Origin of the sequence: Halodesulfovibrio sp. (assembly GCF_015482765.1) — a bacterium.
In the GTDB taxonomy this organism is placed as follows: Bacteria; Desulfobacterota; Desulfovibrionia; order Desulfovibrionales; family Desulfovibrionaceae; genus Halodesulfovibrio.
This window is the reverse complement of the sequence record NZ_JADMLB010000051.1, coordinates 1-14,419: the sequence shown is the minus strand read 5'-3', so window position 1 is coordinate 14,419 and position 14,419 is coordinate 1. Positions and strand designations below refer to the sequence as shown.

Annotated in this window: 18 protein-coding genes; 13 read left to right on the top strand and 5 right to left on the bottom strand. The window is 44.7% G+C overall.

The annotated features are described in order from the left end of the window. Window positions 1-47: 47 nt before the first annotated feature. The 11 genes from QZY95_RS08330 to QZY95_RS08280 all read left to right on the top strand — a co-directional run bounded on the left by QZY95_RS08330 (window position 48) and on the right by QZY95_RS08280 (window position 9,139). On the top strand, window positions 48-1,523 hold the full coding sequence (locus QZY95_RS08330) for a phage tail protein (RefSeq protein WP_290922031.1): 1,476 nt from the start codon (window positions 48-50) through the stop codon (window positions 1,521-1,523). A 9-nt stretch (window positions 1,524-1,532) separates the two neighbouring features. Next, window positions 1,533-1,934: a hypothetical protein gene (locus tag QZY95_RS08325; protein WP_290922028.1), complete on the top strand. Its 402-nt coding sequence runs from the start codon at window positions 1,533-1,535 to the stop codon at window positions 1,932-1,934. Continuing rightward, on the top strand, window positions 1,934-2,275 hold the full coding sequence (locus QZY95_RS08320) for a hypothetical protein (protein ID WP_290922025.1): 342 nt from the start codon (window positions 1,934-1,936) through the stop codon (window positions 2,273-2,275). Before QZY95_RS08325 ends, QZY95_RS08320 begins: the two co-directional genes overlap by 1 nt. A gap of 62 nt (window positions 2,276-2,337) precedes the next feature. Further along, complete coding sequence (locus QZY95_RS08315; RefSeq protein ID WP_290922022.1) at window positions 2,338-3,540, top strand: phage tail sheath C-terminal domain-containing protein; 1,203 nt, start codon at window positions 2,338-2,340, stop codon at window positions 3,538-3,540. After that, on the top strand, window positions 3,540-4,061 hold the full coding sequence (locus QZY95_RS08310; RefSeq protein WP_290922019.1) for a phage major tail tube protein: 522 nt from the start codon (window positions 3,540-3,542) through the stop codon (window positions 4,059-4,061). The genes QZY95_RS08315 and QZY95_RS08310 overlap by 1 nt, the downstream gene beginning before the upstream one ends. 166 nt (window positions 4,062-4,227) lie before the next feature. Next, the gene (locus QZY95_RS08305; protein ID WP_290922016.1) at window positions 4,228-4,470 is read left to right on the top strand and encodes a phage tail assembly protein; all 243 of its coding nucleotides are present in this window, start codon (window positions 4,228-4,230) and stop codon (window positions 4,468-4,470) included. A gap of 123 nt (window positions 4,471-4,593) precedes the next feature. Beyond that, a complete protein-coding gene (locus QZY95_RS08300) occupies window positions 4,594-6,828 on the top strand; it encodes a hypothetical protein (protein WP_290922013.1) in 2,235 nt (744 codons plus the stop codon). Further along, window positions 6,818-7,237, top strand: a complete 420-nt coding sequence (locus QZY95_RS08295; protein WP_290922010.1) for a phage tail protein — start codon at window positions 6,818-6,820, stop codon at window positions 7,235-7,237. The genes QZY95_RS08300 and QZY95_RS08295 overlap by 11 nt, the downstream gene beginning before the upstream one ends. Continuing rightward, a complete protein-coding gene (locus QZY95_RS08290; protein WP_290922007.1) occupies window positions 7,234-7,440 on the top strand; it encodes a tail protein X in 207 nt (68 codons plus the stop codon). Before QZY95_RS08295 ends, QZY95_RS08290 begins: the two co-directional genes overlap by 4 nt. After that, window positions 7,434-8,426, top strand: a complete 993-nt coding sequence (locus QZY95_RS08285) for a contractile injection system protein, VgrG/Pvc8 family (protein ID WP_290922004.1) — start codon at window positions 7,434-7,436, stop codon at window positions 8,424-8,426. The genes QZY95_RS08290 and QZY95_RS08285 overlap by 7 nt, the downstream gene beginning before the upstream one ends. A gap of 146 nt (window positions 8,427-8,572) precedes the next feature. After that, complete coding sequence (locus tag QZY95_RS08280) at window positions 8,573-9,139, top strand: DNA-3-methyladenine glycosylase I (RefSeq protein WP_290922001.1); 567 nt, start codon at window positions 8,573-8,575, stop codon at window positions 9,137-9,139. Window positions 9,140-9,328: 189 nt separating this feature from the next. On the opposite strand, the gene QZY95_RS08275 is transcribed toward QZY95_RS08280, so the two are convergent. Continuing rightward, window positions 9,329-9,730 carry a hypothetical protein gene (locus QZY95_RS08275; protein WP_290921997.1) on the bottom strand — a complete coding sequence of 134 codons (402 nt, stop codon included), beginning with the start codon at window positions 9,728-9,730 and terminating at the stop codon, window positions 9,329-9,331. Between QZY95_RS08275 and QZY95_RS08270 the strand changes: the two genes are divergently transcribed. Further along, on the top strand, window positions 9,717-9,962 hold the full coding sequence (locus tag QZY95_RS08270) for a hypothetical protein (RefSeq protein WP_290921994.1): 246 nt from the start codon (window positions 9,717-9,719) through the stop codon (window positions 9,960-9,962). The two genes, QZY95_RS08275 and QZY95_RS08270, sit on opposite strands and share 14 nt — an antisense overlap. Window positions 9,963-10,009: 47 nt before the next feature. Here QZY95_RS08270 and QZY95_RS08265 read toward each other — a convergent pair whose 3' ends face one another. Next, window positions 10,010-10,654, bottom strand: coding sequence for a TRIC cation channel family protein (locus QZY95_RS08265; RefSeq protein WP_290921990.1), 645 nt, complete (start codon window positions 10,652-10,654; stop codon window positions 10,010-10,012). A gap of 236 nt (window positions 10,655-10,890) precedes the next feature. Then, window positions 10,891-11,775 (bottom strand): CPBP family intramembrane glutamic endopeptidase, encoded by an 885-nt coding sequence (locus QZY95_RS08260; RefSeq protein WP_290921987.1) that lies wholly within the window; start codon window positions 11,773-11,775, stop codon window positions 10,891-10,893. 283 nt (window positions 11,776-12,058) lie between these two features. Here QZY95_RS08260 and QZY95_RS08255 point away from each other — a divergent pair, with 283 nt between their 5' ends. Beyond that, window positions 12,059-12,628: a hypothetical protein gene (locus QZY95_RS08255; protein WP_290921984.1), complete on the top strand. Its 570-nt coding sequence runs from the start codon at window positions 12,059-12,061 to the stop codon at window positions 12,626-12,628. A 759-nt stretch (window positions 12,629-13,387) separates the two neighbouring features. Here QZY95_RS08255 and QZY95_RS08250 read toward each other — a convergent pair. Both QZY95_RS08250 and QZY95_RS08245 read right to left on the bottom strand, forming a co-directional pair. Then, window positions 13,388-13,735 carry a hypothetical protein gene (locus QZY95_RS08250; RefSeq protein ID WP_290921981.1) on the bottom strand — a complete coding sequence of 116 codons (348 nt, stop codon included), beginning with the start codon at window positions 13,733-13,735 and terminating at the stop codon, window positions 13,388-13,390. 140 nt (window positions 13,736-13,875) lie between these two features. After that, the gene (locus QZY95_RS08245) at window positions 13,876-14,307 is read right to left on the bottom strand and encodes a hypothetical protein (RefSeq protein WP_290921978.1); all 432 of its coding nucleotides are present in this window, start codon (window positions 14,305-14,307) and stop codon (window positions 13,876-13,878) included. Window positions 14,308-14,419: the final 112 nt, after the last annotated feature.

Below are 14,419 nucleotides of genomic sequence, written 5' to 3'. Positions count from 1 at the left end.
CTGAATATCTTCCTTTAACAGGTAAGTGCATAAAGCAGGAAATAGATATGGCACAGAAGTATTATCCGCAAATTACTCGCGTTGGCTTAAGTAAGTTAGCAAGCGCGTCGCTGTTAGGGCAAAAGTTGACATTGACCCATATGGCTTTGGGGGATGGTGAGAATCCCGTTTTAGATTTGGATGCAACGGCACTGACTCATGAAGTGCACCGTGCGGCCATTAATGAGGTTGTTTTGGATGAAAATGTCGCAAACCGAGTGAACATTGCTTTGGTTATTCCGGTTGATGTTGGTGGATTCACCATCACAGAGCTCGGCATTTTTGATAGCGATGGTGACCTTATTGCGATTAGTCGTTTTCCCAAAACGTATAAACCAGGGCTAAACGAAGGTTCCGGACGTGAAATTCGCGTTCAGATGAAGTTGCAGTTGAGCAATTCTGAGTTGATTGAAATTACCGTTGATCAGTCTTTAGTTTTGGCGACTAAGCAGGATCTTTCTGATCATATAAAAGACCCAACCCCGCATGAGTTACCACTTGATAGTGGGGAAGCTGGGCAGGTGCTTATTAAGCAGGCAGACGGTGGTGTAGCATGGGGAACAATAGCCGGCGTTCCTGTTGGTCAGCTTTGTTTTTCAACAAATGGCGAAGCATTGGCAGGTACAATTCCTGTGAATGTGAAGCAGAAGGTTCTTTGCTCTGCGTATCCGCAATTGTTTGAGTGGATGAAAGGCGGGGACTACCTCAGGACTGAGTCAGCATGGGATGCAGAGGCAGCAGCGCAAGACGGTACGTGCGGTAAGTACTGCTGGGATGGCGGCGAATGGTTTATTCTTCCGTGTTATACCCGCTATTTTGCTGCTGCACATGCTGGTAAAGAGGCTGGTTCTTGGGATGACGATGCTATTCGAAGAATTACAGGGTCATTTAGAGCAAAAGCAGCAGGTAACGAAGCACCATTAGGGGCATTTTATGGACGTTCTGCACCTGATGGTGGCTCATTAGACAGTTCAGCTCATGGCGTAGAGCGATTAGGTTTCGATTCAAGTCTTGTTGTCCCAACTGCCGAAGAAAATCGCCCGAAAACCTCCTATGTCTTGCCGTGCATTAAAGCATTTGATGTGCCTGTAAATGCTGCTCATGTGGATATGCTGGCGTTAGCGCAGCAGGTGGCAGCGATTAATGGGAATAAGGTTGATAAGGGTGACCTTGATTATTTGAATCGTGTAGATCACCTTTTAAGTACAAGATCTACAACTGGTATATGGACAATTACAGGTGTTACTATAGGACGCCCCCTCTTGATCTTCCTTGAAGGGGATGCTGCAAGCCCCGTTGGGTATGCAACTATATCTTTAGTTTCTGGAATATTACCAAAAACAGGGCAACCAATCGTTTTTGGTAATGTTTCAAATTATCCTAGGCCGGTTACGGGGGTCTTTATTCCAAGCGATCAAATAGTGGTTGTTAGTGTGTCAGCATTGACTTCTTCCCCAGTAAGCAAACTTCATGCCTACCAATAGGAGCAATATATGAGATTGTTTAAAAAAAAAGAACTTGGCGTTATCAATGTTGATAATAACAAAGATGCATCAAAACTGCTTACCGATGGATGGGAAGAATTAACCGAAAAAGAACAGGCTATTTTCGGTGATGAAGCACATCTTGCTGCCCCATATAATACGAAAGTTACCTCTGGTGGCTCAATTACTTTCACCCCTCCACCAAAATCACCAGAGCCAACCGAAACAGAGCTAGTACAGCAACGTATAGCCGAAATTCAACAGCAACTTACTGCAAACGATCTTGCTTCAGTTCGCCCATTGCGCGCGAAAGTTGCCGGCACTGCAACTGCTGAAGATGAGGCGCGTCTTGTAGAGCTTGAAGAGCAGGCTCAGGCGTTACGGGCAGAATTGGCGGAGGTGAGTGCGTAATGGAGTTGCTGGCATCACAAACTTATAAGGAAGCTTCAGATGCTCTAAAATCGAGGGTGTGCAACGGCTGCGGGCCGGACGGCATTATTGGCAGGCTGGTTCCCGATACCCTTGCCGGAGCAGATATTTCTGAAGCCTGTAATATTCATGATTGGATGTATCAGGAAGGGGAGGACAAGCAAAAGGCGGACTTATTCTTTTTAGCAAACATGGTGTTTATTTGTTCTCGCAAAAGTAAGTGGCTGTTGCCGCTTCGAGCATGGCTTGCTGTGAAATATTTTCTGGCTGTGTTTTATGCGGGGGATGAATATTTCAACCATTCTGTAGCAGCCTCAATGTAATTTTTTGAAACGGGCAGGGGGAACTCTTCCCACTTGGTAACATTTATACGTAAGGATTAGTAATGAGTACAGATTTTCTGCATGGTGTTGAGACTATTGAAATTGATGAAGGTGGCCGTCCGGTAAAGGTTGTACGCTCTTCTGTTATCGGTCTTATCGGTACTGCTCCAGATGCAGACGAAACTGCGTTTCCACTTGATACTCCGGTGTTGATTTACGGTAGCCCGCGTAAGGCTGCAAAGCTTGATACCAAGGGGAATCGTGCAGGTACATTGCCGAATGCTATGGATGCTATTTTTGATCAGCATCATGGTCTGGTTGTGGTTGTCCGAGTTGCTGAAGGTGCAGATGAAAAAGCGACGATGACTAATATTGTTGGTGGCAGTTCAAACGAAGGTCTTAAAGGCGTTCATGCATTTCTTGGTGCAAAATCTAAGTGCGCTGTAAAACCTAAGATTTTGGTTGCATCTGGCTTTACACATCAGCGTCATGAAGATCCGGACAACTTGGGTACGTATCTTAAAAACCCTGTTGCAGCAGAGCTGGAAACAATTGCACATAAGCTGAATGCGATTGTCATTAAAGACGGTTGTAATAGCAACTCTGAAGTAGCAATGCAGGATGCAAAGCTGTTCGGTTCTCCTCGAACATACATTGTTGACCCGTTTGTGACGGTATATCGCGATGGTGTTTACTCTGATGAACCTGCTTCTGCACGCGTTGCCGGCGTTATTGCCCGAACTGATGCGGAGAAAGGTTTCTGGTGGTCTCCATCTAACAAGGAAATCTTGGGTATTTCGGGTGTGGCGCGTCCAGTTCCGTTTGAACTGGGTGATCCTGCAAGTGAAGCGAACGTACTTAACGAAAACAAAGTTGCAACCATTATTTGCGAAGACGGCTACCGTCTGTGGGGTAACAGAACTACTTCCAGCGATGCACGATGGTCGTTCCTTTCTACCCGACGTATCGCGGACATGATTAATGAATCTATTCAGCAGGCACACATGTGGGCTGTGGATAGACCAGTGGGCAAAGTGTATTTTGATGCGGTTCAGGAATCCGTAAACCAGTTCCTGCGAACCCTTGAACAGAAAGGCGCTATTTTAGGTGGCAAGTGCTGGGTTGATAGCGAAATCAACAGCTCATCAGAAGTTGAACAGGGACATACCTACTTCGATTTTGATTTTACTCCGGCTTATACTGCAGAACGTGTGACATTCCGTAGCCGCATGACTAATGGCTACGTTGAGGAGGTATTTAAGTAATGGCTGTAGCAGAAAATGTATTAAAGAGTGCGAATCTGGTTGTAGAAAATGTCGGCTTTGCCGGTAACCTTAAAGAAGTAAAACTTCCTGATCTGAGCCTTAAGCTTGAGCAGTTCCGCGCTGGCGGTATGGATGCCCCTGTGTCTTTAGACAAAGGTATGGAAGAACTTGTTGCAACGTTTACAACGACAAAACAGTGCCAAGAGACACTTCAGCTCTTTGGTGTAACGACTAACGGCGGCGTAAAGCTGACTGTTTATGGCAGTCTGGAAAGCTTTGACGGCAAGGTTACTCCGGTAAAAGTACACATGTCAGGACGAATCACAAAGATTGCTCCAAGTGCATGGACTGAAGGCGGTGAAGCTTCAACTGTCTACACCGTAAACCTGCATTACTACAAATATATTCAGGATGAAAAAGAAGTGCATGAAATTGATGTGCTGAACATGAAGCGCATTATTAACGGCAGGGATCAGCTTGCTGAGCATCGTGGAAACCTTGGTCTTAATTCCGCGAAGTAAATTCCTTCTTTGGCGTAGCCGTGTGCCTGTAAGGCGAGAATACAGGTAACAGGGTTGGGGAGGAGTCAGGTGTTTGTATAGTGGCGCTATCTTCGCACCGGACTTCTTCCCCGCGCCTAAATCATCAACCTTATTTATAACATTGAACCTGAAAAGGGTAAATATAATGCGTACTACTCAGATTACATTGAAATATCCGGTTACTGTTGACGGTCATGAATACAAAGTGCTTACCATGCGTGCACCTAAGGTTCGCGATCAGATTATTGCTCAGAAAGCAGCAGACAAAGAAGAAATGGAACTGACTCTTTTTTCTAATCTTTGTGAAATTTCTACTGCAGTTCTGGAAGAACTTGAGATCGCAGATTACAACCAGTTCCATACCGCATATCAGGATTTTTTATCCTAACGCCTGAAGTGGCGCGTAATTATACGTTGTACCTCTCCCGTTTTACCGGTTGGGGGTACAACGAAATAATGGAAATGTCGTGTGAGGAACTTGCCATGTGGACACATGAGGTAGGGAGACTAAATGACAGTTAAAAAAGAAGCAGTAATGCTTGAAATCGGGGGCGCAGTAGCGCCCTCATTTAGTTCTGCTATGGAGGCAGTAACTACTGAGTTAACTAATATGAATATCGCGCTTGCTAATATTCAGGCTGTCGATCTTTCTTTAGTTAATTACGGCTCTGCACAGGTTGTTGAAGCTGGAGATGGCTTGCGGCTACTTGGCAATGTTGTAGGTATGGTAGGAAAGTCAGCCTCCGGCATGACGCACTCCATAGGAACGGCACAACTAGGTGTGCAGTCAATTTCTGGCTCAATAAAATTAACGACAAAAGAATTTGTTTCGATTGGTAGAGCTGTAAAAAAAGCAGGGAGTCGGCTTAGCTCGTTTGTTAGTGAAACGAAAAAAGCCGCTTCATTGAGGCAGATTTCTAAGAATATGGCTTCGATTGGTGAAGCGGTAAAAACGGCAGGAAATCGGGTTAGAACATTTGTTCATGAAACCAAAAAGTGTACTGCATCACAAAAAAAATTCAGTAGCAGCTTAAAGGTAACACGGAGCAGGCTAGGTAAACTTGGTGGTGCTAGGCGTATTAAAGGTATTGGAAATGCATTGAGAGCAGGAGCCGTTGGTGCGCAAAAGTTCTCTAAAGGGCTTGGCTTCATGGCAACTGTTGGAGCGAAAATTTCCAATATAAATACCATTACTGCCAGTCAAGCTCGCTTGGCGAAATCATTGGGGATCTCAGCGAAAGGTTTGGAAACCTGGGAGGGGATTGCTTCGAAAGCGGGACTTAAGGCTGGTGGCGTTGGGAATCTAATTAAAGAAATGAATGATAAATTCGGGCGTATTAAACTTTCCCCGAAGGATAATTCATTTGGTAGTGCGCTTGATACTCTTGGATTATCACTCAAGGAGGTAGAAAAGTTATCTCCTGAGCAGCGGATGAAAACAATTACATCGGCTCTTATGAAAATGGGAGATGCTGATAAAGCTAAGTCATTGTCCAGTCAGTTACTTGGAGGAAATGCCCCGCAATTAATTAGCTATCTTCAGTCTACGGGTAAAAGTTTAGAAGATGTTTATGAGAAACAGGCTAAGCAGAGTCTTGTAACTGAAGAAGGTCGTCAAGGTGCTGTTAAGTACGCAACAGCAATGAAAAGTATCAACTCAGTTGTTTCATCAGCTTCTGCAGAGTTTTCAGGACTTATCGGCGGGGCTCTTGAGCCGTACGTAGCGACGCTGGCTCCTAAGATTGGTGCATTATTTAATGAGCATAGAGAAGATATTAAAAAATTTGGCGCGATGATCGGTGAAGCGTTACCTAAAATCGGTGAATTTGCTTTTACCTTGCTTGGTGTGCTGACAAACGTTGGTTCTGCAATTTTGAAGGTTGTGGATTTCCTCGGTGGATTTGGAGTTGTTGCGACTGCTGTCGGGGCAATAATGACCGCCAAATTTGCGTTTTCAGGTTACAAAATGGCCCAGACCATTTGGAGCATAGGGCAAGCTGTTGCACCGATTATTACGACTGCTTTTCCTGCTCTTATTGCAGGGATTAAGACGGTCGGGGTTGCCTTTATTACCAACCCTATTGGGCTGGCTATTGGTGCAATCGCACTAGCTATTGGGACGGTGTACGCAAAGTGGGATTCTCTTAAGAAGTATTTTGTCGCAGGATTAAATGTGCTTGGACGTGTCTTTGCCTATAGTCCTATAGGACTCATCGTTAGAGGGATTGGGGCGGCCATTGATCTGGTGAGCGAGAAATGGGGTGCGCTTAAAGAGGCTTTTACAGGAGGAGTGGTCGGTAAGCTCGTCACATCGATTTTTGGTGATGATGAAGATGAGCAACCGCAAAAGGTAAAGAAAAATAACAGAGAAAGAACGGCGACTGAAGCTCCTGTTGGAAAGAGTGCTGAGAAGACATTGGCACGACCTTCTGTAGAGCAAAAAAAGGTGAAGTCTTCCTTTGGTGACAGCGTAAAAGCATCAACAAAGGCGACACCGCATGAGACTTCGATTGCAGGAGTCGACAAACAGGGGAATGGTGTTGAAGCAAAACAGAGTTATTCACTTGCTGCAGCAACTTCTTCCCCAAAATCGTTACCCGCTAAAGCTGACTCAAAACAGCAGGTGATAACCAACTATGTAACTATCAACGTTACTGCAGGCGAAGGACAAGATTCCAAAGAAATTGCAGATGACGTGCATGATAAGTTTGTGACTTCTTCTTCCGGAGCTATGTATGACGAGTAAAAATGTTGGCGTGGCAGATAGTAAGGGGATGATGAAGTTAGGTGACTTTACGTTTACGCTCAATACTGCGGCGTATCAAAATTATAGTCACAGCAGCTCTTACAACTGGCCAGAACAGTCACGTATTGGAAGTAGTCCTGTGTTGCAGTTTACCGGAACAGGCGTAACGTCTCTTTCTTTGTCCGGTGTGATTTTCCCGTATTTTCGTGGTGGACTTGAGCAGGTTGAAGAGATGCGCAAGCTGGCTGGTTCCGGTAGGCCGTTATTATTGATTTCCGGTACGGGAACCATAAAAGGCTATTGGTGCATTACAAGTGTAAAGGAAACATCCAGCGAATTTAGAGCATCTGGATTGCCGCGAAAAATTGAGTTCACAATGGACCTGAAATACTATGGGGATAAGCTGTGAATGGAGTATATTATACAAAACAGGGTGATGTTCTGGATGCGATTGTCTGGAAGCACTATGGCGGACAGACTGGAGCGCTTGAACAAGTGCTTGCTGCAAATAAAGGTCTCGCATCGCGTGGCGCAGTTCTTCCGGTTGGTGTGTTGGTGCTGCTTCCGGAAGTTCAACGTGTAGAAGTTAAGGATGCGGTTCGCTTATGGTAGGATATGCGCTTGATTATCGGATTACTGCCAATAATGATGACATCACAAGCCTTCTTCAAAAGTATTGCGCTCAGATTACAGTTACTGATGCGGCTGGATATCAATCGGACAGCTTGAGCATTACGTTGAATGATCCGGGAATTGCTATGCCGCAAACCGGAGCTGAACTCTGTGTTGCAATGGGTGATAAAGGCGCGTTGACCCCTATGGGAAAGTACATTGTTGATGAAGTAGGGTTGAGTTTTCCACCCCACACCATGACAATTTCTGCGAACGCCGCTCCGTTTGAAGGAAGTTCTTCCGGATGTTCGCCGTTACAGTCACAGCGGCAGCGCTCGTTTAAAGCCTGTACCCTTAAAGAACTGGTATGTTCTATTGCTACTGAGCATCGGCTTGAAGTGGCAGTTTCTGAAAAGCTTGGCCTAATTAAGCTCGATCATATTGATCAGATGGATGAATCAGATATCCATTTGCTTACTCGTATCGCCAAAGAATATGATGCAATTGCCAAAGTGAATGGCGGTACCATTCTTTTTGTGGAACGGGGAGCAGGGTATAATTCTCGAGGCGAACCAATGCCTGTGGTGCATTTATCTCAGGAGCAAGTAACGCGCGGTTCTGCTAAAATATCGTTACGTGGGGCGTTTAAAAAGATTGTTTCAACGTATCGGGATATTGCTGCCGCAAAAGATGTTGAAGTTGTTGCTGGTGAAGGTGATCCTGTTTACCGCATAAAAGGTGTCTATTCGAACAAAGAAACAGCGTTGCAAGCAGCAAAGCAGCGTCTTGCATTTTATGAAAGGGGAAAATGGACGTTGTCTCTGTCATTGCCGTTTACACCGGAGTTGGTGGCAGAGTCTCGCATTGTGCTTGATGGGTTTCGAACCGGTATTAACGGTACATGGAGTGTAACGAAAGCAACTCATTCCATGAGCTCCTCTGGTGCAACAACAAGCATTGAAGGTGAACGGCCTGTTTCAGGGTAATAAGATGAAATGAGTAAAGGATGTTGGATATGATGCCAGCATCCTTTTTTGTTATGAAGTAACGTATCAGCCATTCGCTCTGTACAAAAGGTGTGGCATCTGGAATTGTAGCAGCAACAATGGACTATTATTTTAAGGAGAACGATATGAACCGATGTGAATGGGCGAACACTACGGCTTTGGATGCTGCATACCATGATAAGGAGTGGGGAGTGCCTGTTCACGATGATCGTCTTCTTTTTGAAATGTTGATTCTTGAAGGTGCGCAGGCCGGTTTAAGCTGGAGTACAATCTTGAAAAAAAGGGAAGGATACCGCAGGGCATTTGATAATTTTGATGCAAGTCGTATTGCGGCATATTCAGAAAATAAGATTCAAGCATTATTGCATAATTCAGAAATTGTGCGGCACAAGTTGAAGATTACTGCCGCTATTTCAAATGCCAAATGTTTTCTGGCAGTACAAAAAGAGTTCGGCAGCTTTGATTCGTATATCTGGTCGTTTGTTGACGGAAAACCAAAGCAGAATGCGTGGGCATCCTCTGCTGAGGTGCCTGTGAGTACTCCTGAATCTGAAGCAATGAGCAAAGGGCTTAAAAAGCGGGGCTTCAAATTTGTGGGACCAACCATTTGCTATGCATATATGCAGGCTGTGGGAATGGTGAATGATCACGAAATTTCATGTTTTAGATATGCAGAAGTCAAAGCCCTGTGATGGGGCGCAAGCCCTGATGGTTAGCTGATTCTAAGGTGTTTTGCATAACACCTCAAAATTACTTGAAGTGTATTAGATTTCATTGTACGTTTCAGGCATAGATTGAGACCACAGAACAAGCTTCTGTAATGTAATGATTAAGCCCCCTGTTGTAGGGGGCTTTTTTTGTGATCGCTCATAGTACCTTCCTTACACTTCACCGACAATGGAGCGATGATATTCCATCACAGGGATCTGTCCGCTTCTGGTGCATCCGAGGAAAACTTTTCCTCCTGCTGGAACCTGATAGGTATCAGTGTAGAATCCGTCTTTAATGCCTTGCCGCCAGTTTGTGTTGATGGTGACAGTATGATTTTTATGTGCGTTTGTGTTGAGTATGTAGTCATGACAGCCGCTGCCTGCGAATCCGCACATTCCGTGTTTGGTAATAATGCAATCAAATCCAGCCTGCTTTCTTTCTTCCTCAGTCAGATTCTCTTTTTCTTTTTTGGCAATTTTCAGACGCTCTATGTCTTCAACGTGTAAAGCGACCTCCTTACCAATACCGGGGTCGTTTAATCCTGGAGGGCGTTCTTTTGTGATTGTTGTCATTTTTTCCTCTCTTTGCACAGGAGTGCAGTTAAAAAATGAACGTGTAAAAGTCGCCTCTGCCAATATGTATACGCAGTATTATCGTAGTCCCGTTCAGATATTATGTAATGATATTTTCGGGAAGGAGTTGGCCAGCTCTGACTATATGGGGCTTTTACGTGTTGCGGCGGGAGCACAAACAAAAAGGCTTCTCTGTAAAAGAGAAGCCTTTTATTACAACGGGGTGATGTAGGTGATTTTTGAAATGTAAGATGGTGCATCTCTAGCACATGTTCTGCGTTAGAAGCCGTCTTCCTCAGCTGTTTTGGTCATGAGCCAATCTGGAACAGAGAGTTTCCAGTGAATTGCCGCAGAACGGATGCCGAAGATTATGAGGATGCATAATGTGCCGAGGGTTGCACGGTGTTCCGGAAACGCGTGGGCGAGTGCGGAAAAAACGATACAACCTAAGACCACGGGTGTTGCGTAGAGTTCACGTGTCATAATAAGAGACTGACGGCCTGTGAGGACATCACGGGTTACACCGCCGCCGATAGCAGTGATGACACCAAGCAGTATTGGGCCTACAGGCATGGCGAACTGGAGTTCCCAGACCTTATCCATAGCTTGTATAGCAAACAGCGAGGCGCCGAGTCCGTCAATATAGAGCATCAGTGCAAGAATCGATTTGCGTTTAAAGAGCGGCGTAGCAACAAAGGTGAGCAAGCTTGAAACAAGACCTACCCAAATATAGTTCAAGTCGGTTGCCCAGAAGACAGGAACATCAAGAATGAGATCTCTGATGGTTCCCCCGCCAATGGCTGTAATAATGCCGACAACGCATACACCAAAAAGAGAGATTCTCTGTTTGGAGGAAGCAAGCACCGCAGTAACAGCAAAGGCGACTGTGCCAAGCATCGCCAAAGAGTAGCTGAAAATCTCCATCCGTTCTTCCTTGTGTAATGCCTTTACGCATTCAAATAGAAATATGAGCAAGAAGGCTATGTTGATAGCACATCTTCTCGAAATGTATTTTTATGCCGCGAAGTGCAGCAGTATTTGTCGAAGTTGTTTTTCCAATCGATGATGTCACACCAAATTTACTGGAAAAGACTGCGTCGCTTAACGAACTATGAAACGGATTGCAACTGTTTTTTTGATGGGAGATGTATATGGAGATTTTACATGGTGGCAGATGGGTACGTAAAAACAAGTAAGTGATTAAGATTGAATAAAAAATGAAATAGGATAGCAACCCAAAGACGTGAGCTATATTGAAAAGCTATTCCGTAGAAGATTCCAGCTAGGCTGGCGAATGCAATAAGCAAGGAACCACCATGATAGTGGGAAAGTCCAAAAAGTAGGCTTGCTATGGCAATCGCTGGCCAAGGCCCCGCTTTAGTACAGAGTCCTTGCTGGAGGTACCCCCTAAATAGGGCTTCTTCCGTTGTGCAAGTGAGAAATAGGTTGTTTAAAGCAAAAATCCACCACCAAGCGGGCAGAGTAGGTTCTGGACGAATTGCGCCAAGTCCCCATGCTAAGAAGAGCATGCCGACTAGCCCTGAGGCGCTGAGCAGCAGCATTCGAGGTCGGAATGACTGATGATTGCCGAATACTTGCACCCAACCGAAACTTAACGCACAGAAAATTAAGGGCTTGTCCAGATTTGCATACATGGTGAAAGCCGTGCTTTCGGGCCCTGCATAAACTTCTTTCAGCACCTGCCAGTTGTGGAACCCCGGAATCCAATGAAAGTAGAGTGCGGCACACCATGCGATAAACGCCATATGCATTGTCAGGTTCATGGTTGTTCGCTTTGTGTGAGTCATCGTTATAATAATAAAACCTGCTAAAGCGAACAAAGAGGAAAAAGGACTGATTGCACCCCAAATGCTTCCAACGATTAATGTAAGAATAACAAGTGCAAGTCCTTCCTTTCTTTTATGCATAGAGAAGGTGATGATAGCAAAGAGTAAGAGGGAGTATGTAATAGTGATGGAGAGTGGCATGTTCATTCTGTAACTTTTTAGCAGGAGGTCTGTTCTGTCAAGAAAGAATGATGTCATATCTCTTGAATATGGTAGTACTATTCTTTTTAGTCATGGCAATTGGTTACTTTCTATGCGGTACAAAGTTAAAGAAAAGATGGTAAATGGAAGAGAGAATTTTCCACGCGAATAGTGCGGATTAGTGATGACATGGGGAGAGCTTGTGTAACACGGCTCGTGAAAGAAGATATTTCTTAAGAATTGCAACATGTTGCTTGATGTTTTTATATAAAATGAGGTATGCAGCAGTCTATGTTTTAACTTCTTAACATTGTTTTCTTTTTAAACCCAAGGAGGGGGGATGAAGAGGTGTTTAGTTTTAATGTTGGTGTTGCTGGCGACAACTGCCTATGCAGGCGTACGGGAAGACTTGATAATATCTGTTAAGAATGTACAAGAGTATTACGAGTTGGTGTACCAAAATGGTAGAAAAGATTATTTTATGTTCAAGTACACTGCAAAAGTGAAATCGTACATGAGACAAGATGGCGAATCTTCATCATGGAAGCATCCATTAGATACAAGAAGATGTTCTTATAGGGTGAGCGGATTTGTTGAGCGAGAAGGCTTTTTTATAACAGGCGCTGGTGAGTTCGTTCCATTTAAGCCATTCTCAAGAAATTATACTGCTAAATTCTCAGGCAGTAGCGGTACAGACGTTCTTGATTACGTTGTTGGGGGGCATAAAACATGCGGTCATTATCTGGACTCTTTTAGGAAGAACAAAAAGTATGCAAAAGATGCGGCTATAGGGTTGCTTACCCAAATACGAGACAGCGAAAAAAACGGTCTGGAATCCCGAAACGATGCTAAGCGTACAATTAAGAATGTTAAAGAATTGAATGTTGTTTCTAAAGAAGATATTTTTTAACTCTTATCGAACGTATCTACCCGCGGTAACATTTTGCCGTCTTATAGGTGGGGGAGTATAAAAAAATGAAGAGCTTCAATCTGACAGATTGAAGCTCTTTTTTTACAAAATCGAACCACAAAACGAACCGCGAAGGAGAATCGAACCTTTTTAATATACAGAAAAGGGCTTCATCCACTCGGATAAAGCCCTTTATTTATGGTTCGTTGGCGGAGAGAGAGGGATTCGAACCCTCGTTGGACGGTTAAGCCCAAGCACGATTTCGAGTCGTAATTGGGTTGTCGGCAAGCTAGAGAATGCCTTAAGTAATAGGGAGTTACATTGACTGAACACATCCCAAGTTATCCTAAAACTAGCTATAGTTTTTGAAATTCGCACATATTTTCGCACATCGTGCGCACATTTCTTATGTTCAGTAACCATCTGTAGACATAGAAATAATACGATGAAGTTGAAATACGTTTGAGCACAAAAAAGGGACTGCCGAAGCAGTCCCGAATGCTGTTGAATCCTTTTGCTGGAGAATTCTTTTTACAGCGCTGTACACAATACTAGGGGGGGGAGGGTATTTGTACAGAATGATAATGAGGCCAAAAGGGATACCTCAATTGCTCTGCTCCCATCAGCAGAGGGGTAGTGAACCCACGCAAACCATTTGCGTGAACGCATTGAGGCCAACGAAAACATAGTGATATGCCCCTACGTGCATATGTGTGGCTACTATATCCGAGGCTTCGTTAAATAAAAGAACAAATTTTCTTAAACGTCGTTACAGTTACATAACTCTGTACGAAGTTTTTCTAAAGCCACCGGCTTGTACTCGTTCACGTATTGCATGAACTGGTTCAAGTTTCCTGATCTGCGCAAAATTTCTATGAACTGTGCATGGGTAATAATCATCGCATCGACATATTCTTCAGCTGCTTCCTTCAATGTTTCATTCAGATCAATCCCGCGTTGCTTGTCGCATGAGAGCTGAGAGATGCGACCTGCATACTCTGCAAGTTCAGAGGAATGTTTGGTGAGCTGGTGCGCTTCGCCAAAGGTGTCTATGGCCTTGCCGTAAAGCTCATTTGGTTCCGGCGTTAGCATACCGTTTTCGTGCATCGTCAAGCCATTCCTTAAATTTTGATAGGGTTGTTTTGCAGTCCTCGTAGGCATGGTCGTATTCTAAAATAAACCGCCCGACCTCGGCGCCCTCGAGTGGTAAGGGGGGAGGGACGGGCTTATCTAGGCACTGCGTTAGGCTAGTCGGGGGAACGGGGACGATGTGTTGAACTTTTACTACCGTCTGTATCTGTGGACGGCCGCAGCCATGTAATAGCACGCTCAATAGCAGGATGAATAGGACAAAGCCTATCGCCTTCAGGCCGTTCGATAGACTGGAGCATTGTAATTTGGTCATGGAGGGTTTTCTCCCGTTCGTTTCTGCGTAAGATTAGCGCCTTGGTAAAGGCTTCCTCGCGAATACGTTGGCGCTGAGCCAGTTGTAGAGTTTCCTCATTTGCTTTGTTGATACTGACTGCAATGTCGTAATCTGCTTGGAGCTGCCTGTGAGTCTCTTGCAGGTTCTGGTAGTCGTTCCAGTAGTAGCAGGCAATCAAGCCAACAACGAGAAGAATTCCCAGCACAATGGCATTCTTCCAGCCTCCAAGCAGTGTAAGCAATCCTATGGGCATAGCAGCATCTCCTTGTACCAGCGATGAATCCGCTTGTTATAGGTGATCGTCTCAATACTGTTATGGCCGGTCACATCAGGCAAACACCTGATGATGCCATCATACGACGGCA